22 protein-coding genes and 1 pseudogene are annotated in these 20,720 nt (G+C 62.9%); 16 read left to right on the plus strand and 7 right to left on the minus strand.

Annotated elements, in window-relative coordinates:
- Positions 1-10: 10 nt before the first annotated feature.
- Entirely contained in the window at positions 11-1,270 is a 1,260-nt protein-coding gene (locus NKJ55_RS07190; RefSeq protein ID WP_352449289.1) for a multidrug efflux MFS transporter, read from the minus strand.
- A gap of 197 nt (positions 1,271-1,467) precedes the next feature.
- Between NKJ55_RS07190 and NKJ55_RS07195 the strand changes: the two genes are divergently transcribed.
- Both NKJ55_RS07195 and NKJ55_RS07200 read left to right on the plus strand, forming a co-directional pair.
- Positions 1,468-2,130 (plus strand): GntR family transcriptional regulator, encoded by a 663-nt coding sequence (locus NKJ55_RS07195; protein ID WP_352449290.1) that lies wholly within the window; start codon positions 1,468-1,470, stop codon positions 2,128-2,130.
- 96 nt (positions 2,131-2,226) lie between these two features.
- The gene (locus NKJ55_RS07200) at positions 2,227-2,484 is read left to right on the plus strand and encodes a DUF982 domain-containing protein (protein ID WP_023674477.1); all 258 of its coding nucleotides are present in this window, start codon (positions 2,227-2,229) and stop codon (positions 2,482-2,484) included.
- A 51-nt stretch (positions 2,485-2,535) separates the two neighbouring features.
- Here NKJ55_RS07200 and NKJ55_RS07205 read toward each other — a convergent pair whose 3' ends face one another.
- A complete protein-coding gene (locus NKJ55_RS07205) occupies positions 2,536-2,694 on the minus strand; it encodes a hypothetical protein (RefSeq protein ID WP_352449291.1) in 159 nt (52 codons plus the stop codon).
- Between the two features lie 113 nt (positions 2,695-2,807).
- Positions 2,808-3,851, minus strand: a complete 1,044-nt coding sequence (locus NKJ55_RS07210; RefSeq protein WP_352449292.1) for an aldo/keto reductase — start codon at positions 3,849-3,851, stop codon at positions 2,808-2,810.
- Positions 3,852-4,131: 280 nt separating this feature from the next.
- On the opposite strand from NKJ55_RS07210, the pseudogene ppk2 reads away from it, so the two are divergent.
- A pseudogene (ppk2, locus tag NKJ55_RS07215) lies at positions 4,132-5,051 on the plus strand (polyphosphate kinase 2).
- Between the two features lie 49 nt (positions 5,052-5,100).
- On the opposite strand, the gene NKJ55_RS07220 reads toward ppk2, so the two are convergent.
- The 3 genes from NKJ55_RS07220 to NKJ55_RS07230 all read right to left on the minus strand — a co-directional run bounded on the left by NKJ55_RS07220 (position 5,101) and on the right by NKJ55_RS07230 (position 8,084).
- Positions 5,101-5,748: a dihydrofolate reductase family protein gene (locus NKJ55_RS07220; RefSeq protein WP_352449293.1), complete on the minus strand. Its 648-nt coding sequence runs from the start codon at positions 5,746-5,748 to the stop codon at positions 5,101-5,103.
- Positions 5,749-6,140: 392 nt separating this feature from the next.
- A complete protein-coding gene (gene hemB, locus NKJ55_RS07225) occupies positions 6,141-7,172 on the minus strand; it encodes a porphobilinogen synthase (protein WP_352449294.1) in 1,032 nt (343 codons plus the stop codon).
- Positions 7,173-7,259: 87 nt separating this feature from the next.
- Positions 7,260-8,084 carry a DUF8605 domain-containing protein gene (locus NKJ55_RS07230; RefSeq protein ID WP_352449295.1) on the minus strand — a complete coding sequence of 275 codons (825 nt, stop codon included), beginning with the start codon at positions 8,082-8,084 and terminating at the stop codon, positions 7,260-7,262.
- A 145-nt stretch (positions 8,085-8,229) separates the two neighbouring features.
- Here NKJ55_RS07230 and NKJ55_RS07235 point away from each other — a divergent pair, with 145 nt between their 5' ends.
- From NKJ55_RS07235 to NKJ55_RS07250, 4 genes are all read left to right on the plus strand, one after another.
- Entirely contained in the window at positions 8,230-9,273 is a 1,044-nt protein-coding gene (locus NKJ55_RS07235; RefSeq protein WP_352449296.1) for an enoyl-CoA hydratase/isomerase family protein, read from the plus strand.
- A complete protein-coding gene (locus NKJ55_RS07240; protein ID WP_352449297.1) occupies positions 9,270-9,692 on the plus strand; it encodes a DUF6163 family protein in 423 nt (140 codons plus the stop codon). Before NKJ55_RS07235 ends, NKJ55_RS07240 begins: the two co-directional genes overlap by 4 nt.
- Before the next feature lie 202 nt (positions 9,693-9,894).
- Positions 9,895-10,410 carry a transcriptional regulator LdtR gene (gene ldtR / locus NKJ55_RS07245; RefSeq protein WP_023674486.1) on the plus strand — a complete coding sequence of 172 codons (516 nt, stop codon included), beginning with the start codon at positions 9,895-9,897 and terminating at the stop codon, positions 10,408-10,410.
- Between the two features lie 336 nt (positions 10,411-10,746).
- Complete coding sequence (locus tag NKJ55_RS07250) at positions 10,747-12,000, plus strand: L,D-transpeptidase family protein (protein WP_352449298.1); 1,254 nt, start codon at positions 10,747-10,749, stop codon at positions 11,998-12,000.
- Here the strand turns inward: NKJ55_RS07250 and NKJ55_RS07255 are convergent.
- Positions 11,997-12,134: a hypothetical protein gene (locus NKJ55_RS07255; RefSeq protein WP_352449299.1), complete on the minus strand. Its 138-nt coding sequence runs from the start codon at positions 12,132-12,134 to the stop codon at positions 11,997-11,999. The two genes, NKJ55_RS07250 and NKJ55_RS07255, sit on opposite strands and share 4 nt — an antisense overlap.
- On the opposite strand from NKJ55_RS07255, the gene NKJ55_RS07260 reads away from it, so the two are divergent.
- The 9 genes from NKJ55_RS07260 (at position 12,129) to NKJ55_RS07300 (ending at position 20,639) form a co-directional block, all read left to right on the plus strand.
- On the plus strand, positions 12,129-13,775 hold the full coding sequence (locus NKJ55_RS07260) for a Na+/H+ antiporter (RefSeq protein ID WP_352449300.1): 1,647 nt from the start codon (positions 12,129-12,131) through the stop codon (positions 13,773-13,775). The genes NKJ55_RS07255 and NKJ55_RS07260 overlap by 6 nt on opposite strands.
- Positions 13,776-13,891: 116 nt before the next feature.
- Positions 13,892-15,205 carry a serine hydroxymethyltransferase gene (gene glyA, locus NKJ55_RS07265; RefSeq protein ID WP_352449301.1) on the plus strand — a complete coding sequence of 438 codons (1,314 nt, stop codon included), beginning with the start codon at positions 13,892-13,894 and terminating at the stop codon, positions 15,203-15,205.
- Between the two features lie 76 nt (positions 15,206-15,281).
- Positions 15,282-15,860 (plus strand): invasion associated locus B family protein, encoded by a 579-nt coding sequence (locus NKJ55_RS07270; protein ID WP_502898579.1) that lies wholly within the window; start codon positions 15,282-15,284, stop codon positions 15,858-15,860.
- A 152-nt stretch (positions 15,861-16,012) separates the two neighbouring features.
- Entirely contained in the window at positions 16,013-16,522 is a 510-nt protein-coding gene (nrdR, locus tag NKJ55_RS07275) for a transcriptional regulator NrdR (protein ID WP_023674492.1), read from the plus strand.
- A gap of 2 nt (positions 16,523-16,524) precedes the next feature.
- The gene (gene ribD, locus NKJ55_RS07280; protein WP_352449303.1) at positions 16,525-17,655 is read left to right on the plus strand and encodes a bifunctional diaminohydroxyphosphoribosylaminopyrimidine deaminase/5-amino-6-(5-phosphoribosylamino)uracil reductase RibD; all 1,131 of its coding nucleotides are present in this window, start codon (positions 16,525-16,527) and stop codon (positions 17,653-17,655) included.
- Between the two features lie 30 nt (positions 17,656-17,685).
- Positions 17,686-18,303: a riboflavin synthase gene (locus NKJ55_RS07285; RefSeq protein WP_352449304.1), complete on the plus strand. Its 618-nt coding sequence runs from the start codon at positions 17,686-17,688 to the stop codon at positions 18,301-18,303.
- Positions 18,304-18,433: 130 nt separating this feature from the next.
- Positions 18,434-18,928: a 6,7-dimethyl-8-ribityllumazine synthase gene (gene ribH, locus NKJ55_RS07290; RefSeq protein ID WP_352449305.1), complete on the plus strand. Its 495-nt coding sequence runs from the start codon at positions 18,434-18,436 to the stop codon at positions 18,926-18,928.
- Complete coding sequence (gene nusB / locus NKJ55_RS07295; RefSeq protein ID WP_352449306.1) at positions 18,925-19,425, plus strand: transcription antitermination factor NusB; 501 nt, start codon at positions 18,925-18,927, stop codon at positions 19,423-19,425. Before ribH ends, nusB begins: the two co-directional genes overlap by 4 nt.
- Positions 19,422-20,639, plus strand: a complete 1,218-nt coding sequence (locus NKJ55_RS07300) for an MFS transporter (protein ID WP_352449307.1) — start codon at positions 19,422-19,424, stop codon at positions 20,637-20,639. Before nusB ends, NKJ55_RS07300 begins: the two co-directional genes overlap by 4 nt.
- The last annotated feature ends 81 nt before the right edge of the window (positions 20,640-20,720 follow it).

Raw genomic sequence — 20,720 nt, forward strand, 5'->3', positions numbered from 1 at the left:
GCGAACCGTGTCAGGATTTGCCGGCTTCCGCCAGCATGTCGCGTTCGCGGCGCGACTGGACCAGCCAGTTATAGGCCGCTCCGCCCGCCATCAGAATGGATGTGCCGAGAAGCACCGAGCGCATACCGAAATGGCCGCCGGCGAAGCCGCCGAGCAACGGTCCGGCGACCTGCCCGACATATTGCGCCGAGATCGACAAGCCCAGCACGTTGCCGCCGACCCCGTCGGGCACATTGTGGCGGATGACGCTGGTGATGCAGGGCAAAAGACCGCCAAGCGCCAGGCCCATCAGGAAACGCAGGCCGACGAGTTGCCAGCCCTGGGTAACGAAGGCCTGCGGGATCAGCAGCAGCGCCGAAACGGCGAGTGCGGCAACGATGACGTTCCAGTGGCCGATACGGTCGGCGAGCTTGCCGAGCCGCGACGCCGACAGGATGGCGCCGAGCGCTGCCGCGGACATGACGATGCCGGAGACCAGCGTGACCTGGCTCTGATCTTCGATGAGCTGCTGGACATAGACGGTGATGATCGGCTCGATCGACATGGTGGCGAAACTCAACAGCATGCCGGTCGCGAGCATGGTGACGACGGGGCGCTTGTCGGGAATCTGCGACCAGCCGTCTTTCACTTTTTCTTCCGACGCGGCCTTGGCGGCAACCGGGCGAGGGGCCTCCTTGATCAGCAAGGTGGTTGCCAGAAAAGCCAGGAAAATGACGCCGCCGGCGAGCAGGAATGTGGCGCGGATGCCAATCAGCGGCGGCAGCGCGCCGCCAAGCAGCGGACCGACCAGGGCACCGGCCGTGATGCCGGCCGACAGCACGCCCAGCGCCCAGCCGGAGCGATCCTTCGGCGTCTGCATGGCAACCAGGATGGTCGAGCCCGAAGAATAGCCGCCGGCAAAGCCGATCAGCAGGCGCAAGAGCACCAATTGCCAGACGGTCTGCACCATGCCGGTCAGCGACATACACAGCGCCATGCCGAAACTGGCTCGCACCAGCATCAGTTTGCGGCCGTAGCGGTCGCCTAGCCGCCCCCACAGGGGCGCGACCAGCGCGGCAGCAAGGAAGGTGGCGCCGTAGGCGATACCCGACCACTGCACGATCGCCGCATGGCCCTCGGCGCCCAGCTGCTCGACGTAAAGCGGCAGGAAGGGCAACAGCAGCGTCATCGCTACAAGCGTGCTGAACGAGCCGGCAAAACACACGGCGAGATTGCGGCGCCAGTGGACGTTGTGCGTGCCTTGCATGGCGAGGGCGGCGTCTTGCGGCATGTCATGTCCTGTCCGGCCAGCTTGCATGAAACTTGCTACGGATACCAATTTGGGATACCAAGCCGGTATCTGTCATGAACGCAAGCCCCGTCGCTGTCAATGCGGGTCTCTCAAACATGATCGACAAAGGCCGGCGTGATTGGCCAACGCCGGCCAGTGACCCGATTGCCGGAACAAATGACCTGAACGGAACGCCAATGTCGCAGATGCAGAACGTCGAAAAGCAGCTTCGCGAGATGATCCTCGGGCTCGAGATCGGTCCCGGCGAGCGGCTGACGGAGCGCTGGGTCGAAAGCCGCTTCGGCGCATCGCGCACGCCGGTCAGGGCGGCATTGCTGCGGCTCGAGACTGAAGGCCTGATCTGCCGCGACGGCCGCGGCTGGACGGTCTCGCCCATCAATCTTGCCGAGCTGGAGCAGATCGCCGTCTATCGCGAGGCGGTCGAGGTCGCGGCAGTCAGGCTGACTTGTGCCTTGCAGGACAGGGGTGCCGTCGAAATTATCGAGGCGCTGCTCGATTCCTGCGACGACCAAACCCCGCGCGAGGAATGGCATCGTGTCGGCATGGATTTTCATATCGAGCTGGCACGCCTGTCAGGCAACGAGTTCCTGTTCAGAGCGGTTCGCGATGCGATGACGCGCCTGTCGCGCGCCCGCTGGCTCGAGGTTCGCGACGAGGCAGCGCTTGGCCGTGCCTGGGCCGAACACCATGCCATTCTGTCGGCGGTGCGGGCCGGCGATGCCGATAGCGCCGCCCGCCTGCTTTCGGCCCATATCATCGGCAGCCGCGACCGGCTGGTGACCTCGCTGCGCAACGACCGGCGCGGCCTGCGCGCCCGGGGATTTGCCGTCGTCGCTTGAGTGAGGATCGGCTGCCATTGATCACGAAAAGAGCAGATGAGCGAAGAATGCTACTTTCGGTCTCGCTTCGGAAATGCCGATGGCGTAAGAGCGGCGATGGAAAACAACCGATTTGACACACCCGTGACCGTCAAGGGCGCGGCGGGAAGCAATCAGCTCTTGCGTACGGCCCGCGAGGCTTCCGACTACCTCCTCAACAATTGGCCCGGCAAGCGCAGCCCCAAGCACCGCGAAGCGTTGCAAGCCTGTCATGATGCGCTGGCCGGCGACAAGCCGGCCATGAACGCAAGACGGGCCTTCATTGCCGCCGCTCGTGAAGTGAACGTCTTCGTCAGCGACAAGGCGCCCGCCTGAGGCATAGCGGGATTTGACCGAGGCCCGGACCGCCTGACAGGCCGGGCGTCATCACTCGGTCGTTTCGGTTTTGGTTTGGGACTCGCTCTCGCCCTCGGGCTTCGATCGCTCCTTGGCTGCGACCTTGGCAGCCTGCTTTTCCGCCTTCTTGGCAGCCTTCTGCCGGTCGCGTTCCTTGCGTTCCTGACCGTAGTTCGGTGCTCGTGCCATATCGTTTCCTTTCATTGTGCTTGGCCTTTGCCTAGGAGCATTGGACCGCAAACACAACACCGCAAGGCACGATCGGGCTCCATATCTCGGCGCAGTCCGGAGAGCCCGGCTTTTCAGGCGCCGTCGCGGTCGAGGACGAGATCGGCCGGCCCGAACCGGTCCTTTGCCGTGAATTGCTGGTGCCAGTAGGGATAGAGCACGGGCGGCCTGCTGACCACGTCGAGCCGTGTGCGCTCCTCATCGGCAAGCACAAGGCTTGCAGCGGCGATATTGTCTTTGAAATGCGCTTCGGTTCGTCCGCCGATCACCAGTGAACTGACAGCGGGCCGGCCGAGTAGCCAGGCAAGCGCCACCTGCGCTGCCGACACACCGTGGTTCTTGCCGATATCGATCAGCACGTCGACGATCCGCCACAGCCGGTCCTCGTCGCGGATCGGCGGTTCCGACCAGCCGCTGAGCTGGCGGGCGGTCGGCTGGTCACGGTGGTATTTGCCGGACAACAACCCGCCGGCAAGCGGGCTCCAGACCAGCACGCCGAGCCCCTGGTCGACCGAGATCGGCAACAATTCGTACTCGGCCTCGCGCGCTTCCAGCGTGTAATGGATCTGCTGGGTGACGAAGCGTGGCTGGTGATGACGGTCGCTGATCCCCAGCCCCTTCATAACTTGCCAGCCGGAATAATTGGAGCAGCCGACATAACGGACCTTACCCTGCGCGACCAGCGTGTCGAGCGCGGCGATGGTTTCCTCAAGCGGTGTCAGGCCATCCCACTCGTGCAGGAAATAGATGTCGATGACATCGGTCCTGAGGCGCTTCAGGCTCCTCTCGCATTCGCGGATCAGATGGTAGCGCGACAAGCCTTCATCGTTGGGGCCCTTGCCGATCCGCATGCGCGCCTTGGAGGCGATCAGCACGTCGCCCTTGCGCTTGCCGCCGAGCGCCTCGCCGATGATCTCTTCCGACACCCCGTTCGAATAGACGTTGGCGGTGTCGATGACATTGACGCCGGCATCGATGCAAAGGTCGATCATCCGACGCGCCTCGTCGAGGTCGGTCTTGCCAACCGCCGAAAACGCGCCGCCGCCGCCGAATGTCATGGTGCCCATGGTCAGGGTCGAAACCTTCAGCCCGGAACGGCCGAGAGTGCGGTATTCCATGTCGTATCCTCACGATTTATCGGGAAAGGGCGTTGCAAACGACAGCCCCTCAGTGAACCGGGCATTTGTAGGATAATTCGTTCCGCTTGTCGCCCGCCCCGCAGGGCAAGCTCGATCACATCTTGCGGATTGAACGCACAGCCAGCGCAGTAGTGGGTGCAATAAAACCGTCATTGCCGGCCTATACTAACATCGGTCCAGCGCTTCGATTTCCGGCCGCCGGGCCGGGCGGCAGAGCGCCTGACAGCGGCCGGCAAGGCCTGTAAGCGGAGCAGCGCAAATGACCGAGATAAAACAGAATTCCCCGGCCAGGGACTGGCTGGAAGCGGAACTCGCCGACACGCTCGACGAAGATTATGAGCTGGAAATCTCGGAGCCGGCGCTGTCGATGGAGATCGCCAAGATCTACAAGAATGCGCATCCGCCATCGATCGACCGCCTGCAGTATTTTCGCAATCTCATCACGCTGCAATCCGAATTGATCAAGCTACAATCCTGGGTCGCCTATCACAAGAAGAAGCTCGTCGTGGTCTTCGAGGGCCGCGACTCGGCGGGCAAGGGTGGTGTTATCAAGCGCATCACCCAGAGGCTTAATCCGCGCATCTGCCGCGTTGCAGCACTTCCGGCGCCGACCGAGCGCGAGAAGTCGCAATGGTATTTCCCGCGCTACGTTCCGCATCTGCCGGCCGGCGGCGAGATCGTGCTGTTCGACCGCTCTTGGTACAACCGCTCCGGCGTCGAGCGGGTAATGGGCTTTGCCCAGCCGGATCAGGTCGAGGAGTTCTTCCGCGACGTTCCGGATTTCGAACGCATGCTGGTCCGCTCAGGCATTACGCTTGTCAAATACTGGTTTTCGATCACCGACGAGGAGCAGCAGATGCGCTTTTTGATGCGCATCCATGACCCGATGAAGCAATGGAAACTGTCGCCGATGGAGCTCCAGTCGCGCGTGCGCTGGGAGCAGTACACCAAGGCCAAGGAAGAAACGTTCGCCCGCACGAATATCCCGGAAGCCCGTGGTTCATCGTCGAGGGCAACGACAAGAAGCGGGCACGGCTGAACTGCATCGACCATCTCCTCAAGCAGATGCCCTATGAGGAGGTGCCGCACGAAGAGATCACACTGCCGGAGCGCGTCTTCAATCCCGAATACGAGCGCCAGGTACTGCCGCGCGAACTGTATGTGCCGGAGAAGTACTGACTAAAGCGGCGAGGAGGGCGGCGCCTCCATGGCGGCGCCCTGCAACAAGCTAGGTGCGCTCGATGATGACATGCGTGGCCTTCGGCGTCGCGACCTGCTCGCTGCAGCGATAGCCGAGCTTGGGCATGTCGATGCCGGCAAAAAGGCTCTCGCCGGCGCCTAGCAGGACCGGTGAGATCGCCAGATGCATTTCGTCGATGAGCTTTTCCTTGAGATATTGCCGGATCGTGGAAACGCCGCCGCCCAGCCGTACATCCTTACCGTCAGCCACTGCCTTCGCCTTCTCCAGCGCTGAGTGGATGCCGCCGGTCACGAAATAGAAGGTCGTGCCGCCCTCCATGACAATGGGATCACGCGCATGGTGCGTGAGCACGAAGACCGGCACATGGTAGGGCGGGTTGTCACCCCACCAGCCTTTCCAGCTGTCATCCGGCCATTCGCCGCGGATCGGCCCAAACATGTTGCGGCCGAGGATCCATGCGCCGACATTTTCGAAGCTGCGTGCCGCGAACGCCTCGTCAGTGTCCGTGGTCCCGCCATCCTTGCCGAGGACCATCTTGCGGAAGGTGCGGGTGCCGAACATCCATTCGTGTAGGGCTTCCCCGCCAACACCCAGCGGGTTCTTCAGGTCTTGGTCGGGACCGGCGCCGAAGCCGTCGATCGACAAGGTGAAAGCGCTGACGCGAAGTTTGGACATGAGAGCCTCCTCGATAACCGATTGTGAGATGCAAGCAGTTATCGGGGTAGCTTAACTGATTGCATTTTGCAAGCGGTATCTTGAATCGCCGGCGGGGTAATCGCTTCCAAATCATGTTGGAATAACCAATCTCAATGTCGGCGCCGCCCGTCATCCGCCTGCCGGCAGCTTCTTCCTGTATAGTGACGGGGAGAAGGGGCTGGCCGCAACGTCGATGTTTTTGCAACGCTGGAGATTGGTGAAATCTTTTACGAACGCGTCTTTTCTCCCTGCCACTTTACGGGGAGAAAATGCCCGGCAGGGCAGCGTAAACTTGAAGCGATGTCCTGCGGCGTTCCACGTCGCGCTTTGGACGAACGAACACTGCTCGATGTAGACGCTACAAAGGCGCATCACCCCTTGAGCATCGCCGCCACTTCGGGCGCAAAGTAGGTGAGAATCCCGTCGCAGCCGGCGCGCTTGAAGGCGAGCAGCGATTCCAGCATCGCCTTTTCGCCATCGATCCAGCCATTGGCGGCGGCGGCCTTGATCATCGAATATTCGCCCGAGACCTGATAGGCGAAGGTCGGCATCTGCAACTCGTCCTTCAGCCGGCGGATGATGTCGAGATAGGGCAGGCCGGGCTTGACCATCAGCATGTCGGCGCCCTCGGCGAGATCCTGCTCGGCCTCGCGCACCGCTTCGTCGGAATTGGCGTGATCGATATAATAGGTCTTCTTGTCGCCCTTGAGCAGGCCGGCGGTGCCGACCGCCTCACGATAGGGGCCGTAAAAAGCGGATGCGAACTTGGTCGCATAGGACATGATCGCAACATCCTGAAACCCATTGGCGTCGAGCGCATCGCGGATGGCACCGATACGGCCGTCCATCATGTCCGAGGGGGCAATGATGTCGGCCCCCGCCGCCGCCTGGATGACGGCCGCCGCCGTCACTTGCTCCACCGTTTCATCATTGACGATAATGCCTTCGCGCAAGATGCCGTCATGGCCATGCGAGGTGAACGGGTCAAGCGCGGCGTCGGTGATGATGCCGATCTCCGGCACTGCGTGCTTGATGGCGCGGGTGGCACGGTTGATGACGTTTTCCGGATCGAGGATGTGCGAACCGGTCTGATCGCGCAGGCCGAGCTCGACATTGGGGAAAGTGGCGATCGCCGGAATGCCAAGCTTGGCCGCGCGCTCAGCCTCCTTGACGGCGAGGTCGAGCGACAGGCGGAACACGCCGGGCATGGCGGCGATCGGTTCGCGCACTCGTCTGCCGTCGACGACAAAGATCGGCCAAATCAGATCGTCGACCGAGAGCCGGTTCTCCTGGACAAGGCGGCGCGACCAGTCGGCCTTGCGCATGCGCCGCAGCCGCCGGCTGCCGGTGATCTCGTCGACGCTGCGCGCGCCGGCAGGCTTTGCAGGGGTGAATTTGTTCATCGCAAAAACTCCGGATCAGGCGACTTTTATCACGAGCCTCCGCTGCTGACCAATGCGACACGATTGTGCCAGCGGTCCTGTCGGGCGCTATTCTGGTTGGCCATTGCCCGACAGGATCTGCGCAGCACCCCGCATGGCGACGCGGAATGCCTCGTCGAAGCTGACGCCGCGCACTTGCCAATTGTAGCTCTTGCCATTCAAGGCAAGCCGCCAGTCGGCTATCCAGCCCAGTTCCTTGTCGCTCCAGACGATACTGCCGGCGAGCGCCTGGTCGGCTCCGGCCTTCCTGGCAAGCTGGTCCAGCGTCGTGATATCGGCATGGCGCAGGGCCTGGTCGTCAAGCTTCGAGGCCGACAGCAGCGACGCTTCGGGAAACACAATCCGCATGACCAGCGGACCGGTGGCATTGACGAAGGATTCGCGCATCGCCGCCCCGCGCTCATCGTCGGCGGTCAGCGCGAACTGCCTTGTGCCTTGCTCCGCCGCCAGGAAAATTGCCAGGTGTGGCCGCTCGCCAAGCCATGGTTTGCTGCCAAGCGCGGCAAGCACCGGATCGATAACGTCAGGCCTGTACAGACAAGTGAGATCATGCGGCCGGTCATGGGTGCCTTGTTCGTCATGGACCGGAATGCCTTCGAGACGGTCGCGATAGCGGAATTCGGCAACGAAGCTGCCGGCCTTGTCGCGCAGCGCCGCCATCTCAGTTCTCTTCGGCAGCCGCTGATCGCCGGACACACGAACCAGCACCGCATCGAGGCAGGCCTTGAAACCGATCTGCCTGTTGACCTCGCCCTGGCCGGTGACGATGGTCTGCGATTGATAGAGCTCGTCGACGGTTTCGGCCGATACGGGAGGAGTGTTCGCAGCGATCAGGCCGACCACCACAACAGCAAGGCGCGGCAACCAAGGCATGGTTCAACCTTCCGGTTCAAAGCGCCAGCATTAGCACTGGGTGACGCCGACGACCATGCAGCGGATTGGCCGCCGCCATTGACGCGGCCATGCGCCACGCTTTAGCACTTCACTCCCGGCGGGCGCGGGGAGGGATTCTCTGGCGATGGATTTTGGCGGAGGCGACGAGATTCGCTTCGAAAGATTGGGCAGGGCTGGCGTCGTCACGCTGACGCGGCCGCAGGCGCTCAATGCCGTAACCCACCGCATGGTCAAGGCGCTGGACAAGGCGCTGCGCAGTTGGGAGCGCGACGACGGCGTCGACGTTGTCGTCGTCAAGGCCGAGGGCAGGGCATTTTCGGCGGGCGGCGACATCCTCCACATCTACGAAGCCGGCCGCGCAGGAAGGCCTCCGGTCGATTTCTTCGCCGATGAATACCGGCTGAACGCCCGCATCGCCCGCTTCAAGAAACCCTATGTCGCGGTGATCGACGGCATCGTCATGGGCGGCGGCGTAGGTATCTCCTTCCATGGTTCGCAGCGAGTGCTGACCGAGAACGCCCAGTTTGCCATGCCCGAGGTCGGCATCGGCTTTTTCCCGGATGTCGGCGCCAGCCATCTGTTGCCGGATCTCAGCGGCAGCTTCGGCATGTATCTGGCGCTGACCGGCAACCGCATCCGCTATGGCGATGCTTTGTGGTCGGGCCTGGCCACCCATACGATCAAGGCGGAGGACCAGGCCGGCTTCCTCGACCGTCTGGCGGAAAGCGGCGACCCGGAATCGGTGCTGCGCGGCTGCTTCGTCCCGGCCAGGCGCGAGACCGACAGGCCGACGCTGGAAGCCATCGCCCGGCATTTCGCGCAGCCGTCGCTGGCCGATATCGTCGCCAGTCTGGAGCGGGCAGCCGCTGCCGACGAGTTCGCGGCAAAGACGCTGGCCACCATCCGCACACGTTCACCGACCAGCCTGCATGTTGCATGGCGCCAGATTAGCGCCGGGCAGACGTTGTCGATGGACGAGTGCATGAAAATGGAGTTCCGTATCCTCAACCGCATGCTTGCCGGGCACGACTTCTATGAAGGTATCCGCGCCGCCATCATCGATAAAGGCTCGACGCCGCAATGGCGGCCGGCAGGCATCGACGACGTCAGCGCCGCCAACGTCGACGCCTATTTCGCACCGCTCGGCGAACGGGAACTGAAGCTGTGAGCGAGGTCGCCTCGAGGCGCGTGGTGCTACAGCCCTCGACGGTCGAGGTCATCTTCGCCTGGTTCCAGCGCGTCATCGCCGGCTACTGTCTGCTGTTCGGCATCTTGTACTGGATCCGGCTGATCGGCTTTTACCCCGGCCCGTTGTGGCGCTTCGACCTGATGCCGGTGCACTGGCAGGTGGCGGCGGTGGTACTGGCGGTGTTTTTTCCGTTCGCTGCCGCCGGCCTGTGGATGCTGGCGTCCTGGGGTCCGGTGATCTGGTTCATCTGCGCGGTGACCGAGTGCGTCATGTATGCTGGCTTCCCCGAGCTGTTCGGCCACCGGCCGCTGATCGTCGCCTCGCACCTTGCGGTGGCGCTGCTCTACATAGTGTTCCGCGTGGTGATCTGGATCCAGAAGCGGCAACCCCGGCGATAGCAATTCCGGCCAGGATCGTTGGCTAAATCTTTAGGTTAATTATCCTTGCTCGGGTGACCGTCCGTTAAGCCTCTTTCGAAACCCCTTACCGGTAAGCTCTTGTTAGCCTTGGCGTTTAAGTCGAATTTTATGAGTATTCGATAGTGTCGCGATCAAGGTGAAGAACAAAAAATCACCGGGCGACAAACGAGAGGCAAATACAATGATCAATTCGCGTCCGGCGGCGAAGACCGCCAACGTATCCGATGACCGCCGCGAGGCGATCCGTTCGCTGTACATGGAATCGCTGCAGCTGGTCGAGCGGCTGCATCGCCGTCTGCTTGATGTGATCAAGGACGAATTCGACCGTAACGGTCGCTCCGACATCAACGCCATCCAGGCGCTGCTCCTGTTCAACATCGGCAATTCGGAGCTGACCGCCGGCGAACTGCGCTCGCGCGGCTATTATCTCGGCTCGAATGTCTCCTACAATCTGAAGAAGCTGGTCGATCTCGGCTTCATCAACCACCAGCGCTCGCGCATCGACCGCCGTTCGGTGCGGGTTTCGCTCACGCCGAAGGGCAATGAGGTGGCGGAAGTCGTCGCCGGCCTCTACGAGCGCCATGTCGGTTCGATCGAGCAGGTTGGCGGTATCAACACGGAAGAGTTCAAGCAGATGAACCGCGCCCTGCAGCGCCTGGATCGGTTCTGGAACGATACCATCGCCTACCGGATGTAATTCATCCGCCGCATCTAGATCTGACGCTGGACTACGGAAGTGCTGCCGCGGAGTGGACCAAAGGCCGGTGCCGAAAAGCACCGGTCTTCCCGTTTCGTCAGGCCGGCCGATCCAAATTCGAGCAACAGCCACGTTGCCGCCATATTCCAATGGAACCGAAGATGCGGGTGATGCTGGGGCCAAAGCCGTGCATTTGTCCTGTGCTCAAGTCACTTCCCCTGTGGTTTTACACCGAAGTGATGCGGGCCTGGTTGGCTAATTGTTAAGAAGCCAACTCTAGAGTGCGGGCGAGACCGCCCGGTGAGTTGAATTGTAGCAAGAATGTCTGGAACGTCCATGAGAACCAGCCGCCGTTTCTTCCTTTCAGGAGCCTCCGTGCTCGCAGCCGCAATGGTCGCCGGCCGCGCCAGTGCGCAGGATGTGATCGGGGATATCCTGAAATCCTCGGCGCGCGGCAATTGGGACGACCAATTCGATGCGCGTGCCAGCGAAGGCGGCAAGGTTGCCTCGACGCTGCCGATCTTCAGCCTGCAGACGGTATCCTTCACCGAGCAGGTGATCATGCAGTATCAGAATATCGTCGCGCAAGGCGGCTGGGAGCAGGTTCCAGACACCAAGAAGCTGCAGCTTGGCGTCGAGGATCCCGATGTGGTGCCGCTGCGCAGGCGCTTGATGATATCGGGCGACCTGGCGCAGAGCGCCGGGCTCTCGGAAGCATTCGATTCTTACGTCGACTCGGCGCTCAAGCGCTTCCAGTTGCGTCACGGCTTGCCGGCCGACGGAACCACGGGCAAATATACTTTCGCGGCAATGAACGTGTCGGCGCCGGTTCGGCTTGGTCAGCTGCAGACCAATCTGCAACGGCTGCGTGAGCGGGCCGGCACGCTTGGCAACCGCTATGTTCTGGTCGACATCCCGGCGGCGCAGATCGAGGCTGTCGAGAACGACCGCGTTGTGCTGCGCCACACCGCAATCGTCGGCAAGATCGATCGCCAGACGCCGATCGTCAATTCCAAGATCAACGAAATCATCGTCAATCCGTACTGGAACGCGCCGGTCTCGATCGTGCGCAAGGACATCATTCCGCTGATGCGGAAGGACCCCAACTATCTCAAGGATAGCCATATCCGCCTGTTTGCGCCGGACGGCAGCGAGGTCGACCCAATGACGGTCGACTGGTCGACCGACGATGCCGCCAAATACCGCTTCCGCCAGGATCCCGGTTCCGGCAACGCGATGGCCTCGGTCAAGATCAATTTCCCCAGCCCGGACGGCGTCTACATGCACGACACGCCGCAGCAGAGCCTGTTCGGCAAGCTGATGCGCTTCGATTCCTCTGGCTGCGTGCGGGTTCAGAACGTGCGCGACCTCGTCACCTGGATTCTGCGCGACACGCCGGGCTGGGATCGCCAGCATTTCGAGGCGGCGATCAAGACCGGGGAGAACACGCCGGTGCAGGTCACCAATCCGGTGCCGGTTTATTTTCTCTACGTCTCGGCCTGGTCGACAGGGCCGGGCGTGGTCCAGTTCCGTGACGACATTTACGGCCTCGACGGAGCCAACGAGCTGCAGATCACATCCGCGCTCTAAGCAGTTGAGCTCATTTGCAAAAGGCCGCCGGAAGGGCGGCCTTTTTCGTTGCCGAGTCTTTCGCGGCAAGCTTTGCTGGACTGATCGCCGGCAAAAGAACGCGCGGTGCCGTATTCGGAAATCGCATCATGCATGTCGCAATGTTCATTCTGGTCGTGCTCATCTTCGTCGCCGTTTCGGGCGCGCTGGTCCGGCCGGTGCGGGTTCCGCTACCTGTGCTGCAGATCGCCATCGGCGCGGCACTGGCTTGGCCGGTGCGCGGAATGCATGTCGAGATCGATCCCGAGCTGTTTCTGCTGGTGTTCATCCCACCGCTGTTGTTCAGCGACGCCTATGGTGCGCCCAAGCGCGAACTGATCGCGCTGCGCGGGCCGATCCTCGACCTCGCCATCGGGCTGGTCTTCTTCACCATTGTCGGCTTCGGCTACGCTTTGCACTGGCTTGTCCCGAGCATCCCGCTCGTCGTCGCTTTCGCACTTGCTGCGGTGCTGTCCCCAACGGATGCGGTGGCCGTCTCCTCGATCGTCGACAAGAGCCTGGTCCCGGCCCGGCTGATGCACATCCTGGAGGGCGAGGCGCTGCTCAACGATGCGTCGGGCCTCGCGATGTTCCGCTTTGCGGTGGCAGCTGCCTTGACCGGCAGCTTCTCCTTCGTCGCGGCGTCCGTGACTTTCCTCTATGCCGTCGCTGCCGGCATCCTGGCCGGCGTGGCTGCCTTGTTCGTCGCCGCCAAGGTGCTGCAATTGCTGAACCGTATCGGCGGCGTGCCGGCCGAGGCGCAGGTGCTGGTCATGGTCCTGCTGCCGTTCATCGCCTATCTCGGCGCCGAGAATGTCGGCGCCTCGGGCATTCTGGCGGCGGTCACGGCCGGAGTGCTCACCGGCGGCTCCGGGATTTTCCGCTTTCTCGGCGTCTCGGCGCGCATACAGACCGTATCGCTGTGGACGACGCTATCCTTCGTCTTCAACGGCGCGCTGTTCATCCTGCTCGGGTTGCAGCTTCCCGAAATCATCGGCAACGTGCCGCCTGAGCTCGGCAGCCGCTATCCGGTCATCCAGCCAATCGCCACGGTGGTCGCGCTGACACTATGCCTGATCGGGCTGCGCTTCCTGTGGATCTGGGTCGGCGACATCGCGACGCGCGTCTCGGCGCGATTACGCGAGCAGAAGGCCGAGCCGTTCGGGCTGCGGGTCCGGATCGCCGGCTCTGTTGCCGGCGTGCGCGGCGCCATCACGCTGGCCGGCATCCTGTCGCTGCCGCTCACCACGCCGAATGGTTCGCCCTTTCCGGCGCGCGACGTGGTGATCTTCCTCGCCGCAGGCGTCATCATCTGCTCATTGCTCATTGCCAGCCTTGCCTTGCCCAAGGTGGCACGCGGGCTGGTCGAGCCGGGCGAGGATCCTGGCGCTGCCGAGGAGCGTTTTGCGCGCGTGGGCGCGGCCAAGGCCGCCATCGCCCGCATCGAGAGCATGGCCGGCGCGACCGACAGCGATGAAGGGGAAACACCCGGCGCCCGGCTTGCCGCCGCCGACAGCATCGTCGCCGGCTACCGTCGCCGCATCGCTGCCTCCGACGAGGCCGACGAGGCGCGCGCCGAGGCCCGCGAGGCCGGACGGCTGGAGCTCGAATTGAGGCTGGCGGGCATTGAGGCCGAACGCGCAGCGGTTCGCGCAATGTTTCGCAGCGGCCAGATTAACGACCATACGATGCAGGCGCTGTTCACCGAGATCACGCTCACCGAGGCCCTGCTGAAGGGCCGGCAGGCAAGGAAATAGAGGCTGCCAGTCTCTCTGGCGCAATCCGGCTAGCAAATTTCGCGCTGCAAACGTGGCGGGCCGAAAGCAACTGTGTTAATGGCGCGACAGACCCCGAACCTTGAGGATTTCAGCCCATGGCAACAGCAGCGGCAGTGTCGAACAAATTCGAATCCTTTTTCGAAACCACGCTTGCCGATGCCGACCCCGAGATTTTCGGCGCAATCCGCAACGAACTCGGCCGCCAGCGCCACGAGATCGAGCTGATTGCCTCGGAAAATATCGTCTCGCGTGCCGTGCTCGAGGCACAGGGGTCGATCATGACCAACAAATATGCCGAGGGCTATCCGGGCAAGCGCTACTACGGCGGCTGCCAATTCGTCGATGTCGCCGAGGAACTGGCCATCGAACGCGCGAAAAAGCTGTTCGGCTGCAACTTCGCCAACGTCCAGCCGAATTCCGGCAGCCAGATGAACCAGGCGGTGTTCCTAGCGTTGCTGCAGCCCGGCGACACCTTCATGGGCCTCGACCTCAATTCCGGCGGACACCTGACACATGGCTCGCCGGTCAATATGAGCGGCAAATGGTTCAAGGTCGTCTCCTATGGCGTGCGCCGGGACGATCATCTGCTCGACATGGATGCGATCGAGAAGACCGCCCATGAGACCAGGCCGAAATTGATCCTGGCCGGCGGCACAGCCTATTCACGTGTCTGGGACTGGAAGCGTTTTCGCGAGATCGCCGATTCGATCGGTGCCTATCTGATGGTCGACATGGCCCACATCGCCGGCCTAGTCGCCGGCGGCATGCATCCGTCGCCGCTGCCGCATGCCCATGTGGTCACCACCACGACGCACAAATCGCTGCGCGGGCCGCGCGGCGGCATGATCCTTTGCAATGACGAGGATATTGCCAAAAAGATGAATTCGGCCGTCTTCCCCGGCCTGCAGGGCGGACCGCTGATGCATGTCATCGCCGCCAAGGCGGTGGCTCTGGGCGAGGCGCTGAAGCCGAGCTTCAAGATCTATGCGGAGAGCGTCGTCGCCAATGCCAAGGCGCTGGCCTCCAGTCTGCAGGAAACCGGTCTCGACATCGTCTCCGGCGGCACCGACAACCATCTGATGTTGGTCGATCTGCGTCCCAAGAACGCCACCGGCAAGCGCGCCGAGGCTGCCCTTGGCCGCGCCAACATCACCTGCAACAAGAACGGCATCCCCTTCGATCCGGAAAAGCCTTTCGTGACATCGGGCGTTCGGCTCGGCACGCCGGCCGGCACCACGCGCGGCTTCGGTCAGGCCGAGTTCCGCGAGATCGGCAAGCTGATCGCCGAAGTGCTGGATGGACTGAAGGTCGCCAATTCCGACGAAGGCAATGCGGCCGTCGAGGCAACCGTGAAGGCCAAGGTGGCGGCATTGACGGATCGTTTTCCGCTTTACCCGTATCTTGGTTGACGCAGGGCGTCGTTCCCCCAACTGTGACGGCGCCGATCAACTGGGCACGGCTGCATCTCGGAGACGCTTGATGATGATGCGAATTTTCCGTTTCGCCAGTGTTGGCGCTGCCTTGCTCACCTTAGCCACCTCGCCGCTACTCGGCGCGGCCTTTGCGCAGACCGAGCCGACCCCGGCAGCACCCAAGACAGAGACCTTCGGCAGTTGGTCCACCACGGTGGACGAGGTCAACACCGGCGAGGATGTGCGCAAGACCTGCGCCGCCTCGACGGTCTTTTTCGACGCTAACGGCACCAGTGGCACCCTCACGCTGGCCATCTCGAATGGCGACGTATTGCCACCCGATGGTTATCCGAGCCTTATCATCGCCGTGAGAAACAGTGACTTGCCCAAGGGCGATAACATCCCGGTGGTGTTCCGGGACGTCAACGACAAGATCAAGGCCGGTTTTCGTCTCATCGCCGACGGACAGTGGATGATAGACAACAAGTCCGAGACCACGCTCGCGGTACTGCGCGCCATGCGCCGCACCAGCGCCCTCGATGTCAGCTTCGCCGACAAGCCGGTCGCGACCATATCGATGGACGGCTTCACCAAGGCCTATCGCTATCTCGGCACGTCTTGCGGCTTCCCGACCGGCGACGTCGCGCCCTGATTGGCGGACCGCTGTCAACTGATTGCCGCTCTCGCAATTTTCCTCGCGCCTCGCTATCTCTGAGGCGCGATCGGTCATCGGCCATACTTTGCCATCGTGGCAAAAACCTCTAAGCCGTTCGCACTACGAGAATCGCGAACCGAAGGCTCTCCATGCGCTGTCCCTACTGTCAGTCCGAAGATACGCAGGTGAAGGATTCGCGCCCTGCCGAAGACGGTGCAGCGATCCGCAGGCGGCGCGTCTGCCCGGATTGCGGCGGCCGCTTCACCACTTTCGAGCGGGTACAACTGCGCGACCTCGTCGTGGTGAAGAAGTCGGGACGCAAGGTGCCGTTCGACCGCGACAAGCTGCTGCGCTCGGTCGAGATTGCGGTACGCAAGCGCAACGTCGACCCGGAGCGCATCGACCGCGCGGTGACCGGCATCGTGCGCCAGCTCGAAAGCTCGGGCGAGACCGAGGTGGCCTCGGGGGAAGTCGGCCGGCTGGTCATGGAGGCGCTTAAGTCGCTCGATGATGTCGCCTATGTGCGCTTTGCCTCCGTCTACCGCAATTTCCGCGAGGCCAAGGATTTCCACGACGTGTTGGGCGAACTCAAAGGCGACGAGCTCAAAACCGACGAGCCCAGGGGCGAAGAGCTGAAGAGCGAAGAGGACGCCAGCTGAGCATGGCAGGGTCCGAACGCAGCACGGCTGAGCAAGAGGTCGTCGATCGCCGCTATATGGCGGCAGCCCTCAGGCTGTCGCGCAAGAATGCCGGGCGGACCTCGACCAACCCTTCCGTCGGCACGCTGATCGTGCGCGATGACGGCGACGGGCCGAGGATCGTCGGCAGCGGCGTCACCGCCGTCGGCGGCCGGCCGCATGCCGAGACCGAGGCTTTGGCAGAGGCCGGCGAACTGGCGCGCGGCGCCACCGCCTATGTAACGCTGGAGCCCTGCGCCCATCACGGCCGCACGCCGCCTTGCGCCAATGCGCTGGTCAGTGCCGGCGTGGCGCGTGTGGTCGGCGCTGCCAGCGATCCGGACCCGCGTGTTTCCGGCAAGGGCTATGCAATCTTGCGTGCCGCCGGCGTCGAAGTGGTGGAAAAAGTGTTGGCGGCCGAGGCCGCGGAGCAGATGGCCGGCTATTTAATTCGATCTCTGAAAAAACGCCCGGAAGTGATCCTGAAACTTGCGCTTTCGAGCGACAACAAGATCGGCGTGAAAGGCGAGGGACAGGTCTCCATCACCGGCGATATTGCGCGGCGCGAAGTCTATCTGATGCGCGCCGAAGCCGATGGCATATTGATCGGCATCGGCACCGCATTGGAGGACGATCCGGCGCTGACGGTTCGGCTTCCGGGACTGGAGAGCCGTTCGCCGGCGCGCATCGTACTCGACCGTCAGATCAGGCTACCCGAGACTTCGAAACTGGTCGCCGGCGTCGACCGTGTGCCGCTCTATGTCGCTGCCTGCGCCGAGGCCGATCCGCACCGGCGCGCCGCGCTCGAACGCGCCGGCGTTCGCTTCATCGGTACTGAGACCTATGAAGGCGATATTGCGCTGCCGGAACTGCTCGAGGACCTGGCGGCGCTCGGCATGGCAAGCGTCCTGGTCGAGGGCGGCGCGAGGGTGGCCAAGGCGTTCCTCGACGAACAACTGGTCGATCGTATCGTGCTGTTTCAGGGGCCGGGCGCGATCGGCGAGGGCGGCATTGTATCGCCGATCGATGCCAACAATATCCCGCCGGGATTTCGCAAATTGCGCAACATGCGTTTCGGCGAAGATACATATGCGGAATGGATAAGAGACATCTAGGACCGAACTGATGTTCACGGGGCCAAACTAATGTTCACTGGAATCGTCACCGATGTCGGCACTGTCGCTGCCGTGAAGCCGCTCAGGGAAGGCGTCGGTTTGCGTATCGACACCGCTTACGATCCGCAGACCATTGCCATCGGCGCCTCGATTTCCTGCGGCGGCGTCTGCCTGACGGTAACGGGATTGCCGGAAGATGGCGCCAACGCACGTTGGTTCGAGGTCGAGGCCTGGGAAGAGGCCCTCAGGCTGACGACCGCGATGGGCTGGAAATCAGGCACGCGCATCAACCTGGAGCGGGCTCTGAAGATCGGCGACGAGCTTGGCGGCCATATAGTGTCCGGCCACGTCGACGGCATGGCCGAGATCGTGGCGCGTAAGGAAGAGGGCGACGCCGTTCGCTTCACCCTGGAAGCACCGCGCGAGCTTGCCAAATTCATCGCCCCCAAGGGTTCCGTCGCGCTCGACGGCACTTCGCTCACCGTCAACAAGGTCGAGGGCACCCGCTTCGACGTGCTGTTGATCCACCATTCGCTGACCGTCACCACCTGGGGCGAACGCCAGGTCGGCGATCGCGTCAACCTTGAGATCGACACCATGGCCCGCTACGCGGCGCGACTGGTGGAGGCGGCGAAGGAGGGGCTTTGAGGCGCTCGTCCATAAAGCCCATTCCCTGATGCGACCGCCGCCGAGTTGGCCTTGAAAGTTCCTTCGGCAATCTTCCGCTTGCGATCAAACCGGCTTCGGCCTAAGTCACCGGCGATCCCCGGAGACATCTATGGCAGGCACATCCCAACACGGCAAAGCGTTCATCCGTCCGAAGAAGAAGGCCCACCTTCTTGTCATCGAGGCGCGCTTTCACGACGACCTTGCCGACGCGTTGCTCGAAGGCGCGACAAAGGCCCTCGAGGAAGCGGGCGCGACATACGACGTCGTCACTGTTCCGGGCTCGCTCGAAATCCCGGCGGTGATTTCCTTCGCGCTCGACGGTGCCTCCGAAGGCGGGACGAACTATGACGGCTTCGTCGCCCTCGGCACGGTGGTCCGCGGCGACACCTATCATTTCGATATCGTCGCCAATGAATCCAGCCGTGCCCTGATGGACCTGTCCGTGCAGGATGCGGTCTGCATCGGCAACGGCATCCTGACCACCGAAAACGACGAACAGGCCTGGACACGGGCCAGGCGTTCGGAAGGCGACAAGGGCGGCTTTGCGGCGCGTGCGGCGCTGACCATGATCGCTCTAAAGGAACAGCTGGGAGAGCGAACGTGAGCGAACCCGCTTCGCCCGGCCAGCCTGCGGTTCGCCATGCCAACAAGCGCGGTGCTGCCCGTCTGGCCGCCGTGCAGGCGCTCTACCAGATGGACGTCGCCGGCAGCGGTGTGTTTGAGATCACCGCCGAATACGAGGCGTTCAGGCTCGGCAAGGAAGTCGACGGCGCGCTCTATCGCGAAGCCGATGCGCAATGGTTTCGTGCCATTCTTGCCGGCGTTGTCGAGCACCAGAAGACCATCGATCCAGTCATTCGACAGGCGCTGACCGAGGACTGGCCTCTGTCGAGGCTCGATTCCACGTTGCGCGCCATATTGCGCGCCGGCGTCTACGAGTTGATGCAGCGCGAGGACGTGCCGGTGGCGGTCATCGTCTCCGAATATGTCGACATCGCCAAGGCATTTTACGAGGAAGACGAGCCGAAACTGGTCAATGCGGTGCTTGATCGCGTGTCGCGCCGGGTGCGTGGCGAGGGCCGCGGCAAGGACGCCTCATGACTGCTATCGTCGCCGTTGGGGCGGGCAAGGAAGCGCGTCGCACCGCCTTCATCCTCGCAGCCTCGCAGGCGATCATCGGCTCGGCCGCACCCATCGCCATTTCCATGGGCGGATTGGCCGGGCAGTACCTGCTCGATGCTGACAAGTCGCTGGCAACCGCGCCGATCACCGGTTTCAATGTCGGCGTGGCGCTCGGTTCCCTGCCGGCCGCGGCGATCATCCGCCGGCTCGGCCAGCGCGACGGCTTCATGACCGGCACAGCGGTCACGGCGCTTGGCGGGCTGGTCGCCACGCTGGCGCTGTTTCATCCCAGCTTCTGGCTATTCGCTTTCGGCTTGGCCGTGATCGGCATCGGGGGCGCTTTCGTCCAGCAGTTCCGCTTTGCCGCCGCCGACAATGCGCCGCCTGAATTCAAGGCGCGCGCCATCTCCTTCGTGCTGGCCGGCGGCATCGTCACCGCCATCCTTGGACCGCAGATCGTCATCTTCACCGGCGATCTGTTCTCGCCGGTGAAGTTTGCCGGCTCGTTTGCGTCCATCCTGGTGCTGGCGGCGGTCGGCGCCGCCATTCTCTCTTTGTTGCGCATCCCGGCCAAGGCAACCGACAAGGTGGAAATTTCCGACAGCGACGCCCGGCCGCTCTCGGAAATTGTCACCAGGCCACGCTTCGTCGCGGCGTTGTTTTGCGCCATCGGCAGCTACGCACTGATGAGCTTCGTGATGACCGGCGCGCCGCTGGCCATGGTCGGCTGCGGCCTTTCGACCGACGACGCCACGCTCGGCATTTCCTGGCACGTCATGGCGATGTTCGCGCCGAGCTTCTTCACGGGGTCGCTGATCTATCGCTTCGGCGCTGAGCGGATCGTGGCCATCGGCCTGGTGCTGCTGATTGGCTGCGCCATAGTGGCGCTGTCAGGGTTGGCACTGTGGCAGTTCTGGACGGCGCTGATCCTGCTCGGCCTTGGCTGGAACTTCAGCTTCATCGGTGCCACCGCCATGGTGGCCGACAGCTACCAGTCATCCGAAAAAGGCAAGGTCCAGGGGTTCCACGATTTCGTCCTGTTCGGCTCCGTCGCCTTCGCCTCACTGATGTCGGGGGCGGTCTACAATGCCTGGGGCTGGGAGATGCTGAACTGGATGATTTTCCCGGTCGTCGCGCTGTGCTTCGTGGCACTGGGCGTGTTGAAGATGACGGGCCTGCGCGCGGCCAACTGACGTCACCCTGTCGGGACGTCGCGGCAGCGGATTCACTCACATCCGAACAAAATTATTGCGCCCATCCCCCCTCTTATGAAA

Source organism: Mesorhizobium sp. M0106 (assembly GCF_040322715.1).
Lineage (GTDB): Bacteria > Pseudomonadota > Alphaproteobacteria > Rhizobiales > Rhizobiaceae > Mesorhizobium.

Coding starts and splice junctions, on each gene's coding strand:
- NKJ55_RS07220 (WP_352449293.1), bottom strand. CDS start 5,748: ATGTCCAAACTTCGCGTCAGCGCTTTCACCTTGTCGATCGACGGCTTC.
- nrdR (WP_023674492.1), top strand. CDS start 16,013: ATGCGCTGTCCCTACTGTCAGTCCGAAGATACGCAGGTGAAGGATTCG.
- NKJ55_RS07285 (WP_352449304.1), top strand. CDS start 17,686: ATGTTCACTGGAATCGTCACCGATGTCGGCACTGTCGCTGCCGTGAAG.
- NKJ55_RS07250 (WP_352449298.1), top strand. CDS start 10,747: ATGAGAACCAGCCGCCGTTTCTTCCTTTCAGGAGCCTCCGTGCTCGCA.
- NKJ55_RS07200 (WP_023674477.1), top strand. CDS start 2,227: ATGGAAAACAACCGATTTGACACACCCGTGACCGTCAAGGGCGCGGCG.
- NKJ55_RS07300 (WP_352449307.1), top strand. CDS start 19,422: ATGACTGCTATCGTCGCCGTTGGGGCGGGCAAGGAAGCGCGTCGCACC.
- ldtR (WP_023674486.1), top strand. CDS start 9,895: ATGATCAATTCGCGTCCGGCGGCGAAGACCGCCAACGTATCCGATGAC.
- hemB (WP_352449294.1), bottom strand. CDS start 7,172: ATGAACAAATTCACCCCTGCAAAGCCTGCCGGCGCGCGCAGCGTCGAC.
- NKJ55_RS07230 (WP_352449295.1), bottom strand. CDS start 8,084: ATGCCTTGGTTGCCGCGCCTTGCTGTTGTGGTGGTCGGCCTGATCGCT.
- glyA (WP_352449301.1), top strand. CDS start 13,892: ATGGCAACAGCAGCGGCAGTGTCGAACAAATTCGAATCCTTTTTCGAA.
- NKJ55_RS07270 (WP_502898579.1), top strand. CDS start 15,282: ATGCGAATTTTCCGTTTCGCCAGTGTTGGCGCTGCCTTGCTCACCTTA.
- NKJ55_RS07255 (WP_352449299.1), bottom strand. CDS start 12,134: ATGCATGATGCGATTTCCGAATACGGCACCGCGCGTTCTTTTGCCGGC.
- ribD (WP_352449303.1), top strand. CDS start 16,525: ATGGCAGGGTCCGAACGCAGCACGGCTGAGCAAGAGGTCGTCGATCGC.
- NKJ55_RS07235 (WP_352449296.1), top strand. CDS start 8,230: ATGGATTTTGGCGGAGGCGACGAGATTCGCTTCGAAAGATTGGGCAGG.
- ribH (WP_352449305.1), top strand. CDS start 18,434: ATGGCAGGCACATCCCAACACGGCAAAGCGTTCATCCGTCCGAAGAAG.
- NKJ55_RS07195 (WP_352449290.1), top strand. CDS start 1,468: ATGTCGCAGATGCAGAACGTCGAAAAGCAGCTTCGCGAGATGATCCTC.
- NKJ55_RS07205 (WP_352449291.1), bottom strand. CDS start 2,694: ATGGCACGAGCACCGAACTACGGTCAGGAACGCAAGGAACGCGACCGG.
- NKJ55_RS07210 (WP_352449292.1), bottom strand. CDS start 3,851: ATGGAATACCGCACTCTCGGCCGTTCCGGGCTGAAGGTTTCGACCCTG.
- NKJ55_RS07260 (WP_352449300.1), top strand. CDS start 12,129: ATGCATGTCGCAATGTTCATTCTGGTCGTGCTCATCTTCGTCGCCGTT.
- NKJ55_RS07190 (WP_352449289.1), bottom strand. CDS start 1,270: ATGCCGCAAGACGCCGCCCTCGCCATGCAAGGCACGCACAACGTCCAC.